At 36.6% G+C, this 1,223-nt stretch carries 1 protein-coding gene; it reads right to left on the minus strand.

The window, feature by feature from the left end:
- Positions 1–46: 46 nt before the first annotated feature.
- Positions 47–1,223, minus strand: a 1,177-nt coding sequence (locus tag BZG82_RS16000) for a carbohydrate ABC transporter permease (RefSeq protein WP_108743001.1), incomplete at its 5' end; no start/stop codon positions are given.

Here is a 1,223-nt window from a genome sequence, read left to right on the forward strand (position 1 = left end):
AAATACACTAGCGATGTGGAAATTTTTCTCACTAAGCTGCTCATCATTACATCCCCACATCATCTTTGAAGGACTTCATTCGACGGAACTGCCAAATAGAAATCAGTGATAGAAATATAAAAATTATAATAGAAATAACAGATGCTATTTGGTATTGCTGAAAATCTAATGTTAACTTATAAATCCAAGTTATTAATATGTCTGTGTGTCCTGCAAATCTATACTCAGGATTTATCGGCCCTCCTTCCGTTAAGAGAAAAATCGCACCGAAATTATTAAAATTAAGAGAGAATGTCATCACTAGGGATGGTGCAACTTGATGTAATACCATCGGTAGAGTAATCTCAAAAAACTGCTGGAATTTATTGGCACCATCAACTTCACTAGCCTCATAAATATCCTGGGGTATATTTGTAAGCGCTCCGGAAATAAGCAACATAAAGTATGGAGCCCCAACCCAAACGCTAACAGCAATAACAGTGATTTTAGCGATAACTGGATCGGACAGAAATGCGATAGAGTCAATCCCCCAATGATTGAGAAAAGCATTAACTGGTCCTATCCCATTTAATAAAAGGCGAAAAATCAGTAACGTTACAAATGCAGGGATTGCATAAGGTAAAATGAATATGACTCGCCATATTTTTTTCCATCTGATATTACTATTATCGAGGGCTAATGCGAGAATAAATCCAAATCCACAAGTCAATACTGTTGCTGCTACTGCCCACTCAATGGTCCACAAAGCAATCCCAGAAAATGTACCTGACCAAATTTTTAATTCAAAAAGCGTAAAGAAATTTTTTAATCCAACCCAATCCACTAGATTTTTCGGAGGAATATGATTTGGAGCCGAGTAGTTCGTAAATGAAACCAGTACCGTTATGACAATAGGCATGATGATAAAAGCAACGCTCGCCATAAACGCAGGTGACAAAACAATAAAGGCGAATTTATCATCATAAATAGCTTTGATCTGTTCACGAATAGTCAATTCACAGCCAGTACACTGCTGTGCATCACGAACGTTGAAAACGTAAGCACAGATAAATAAAAATAAATAGACCAGTGTGAGAACCCCTTCTACTAACATAAAAATAGAATTATCACCTGGTATAACATCGAATCCATTGCGAGTCTGAGCAATGTCTCCTAAAGACATCAAACCTTTTAGGGAAAGGATGGTTTGAGGTAGATAAAATATAAAAGCAATCTGAATAGCT

Origin of the sequence: Salinivibrio sp. PR5, from assembly GCF_001996085.1 — a bacterium.
Classification (GTDB): Bacteria; Pseudomonadota; Gammaproteobacteria; order Enterobacterales; family Vibrionaceae; genus Salinivibrio; species Salinivibrio proteolyticus.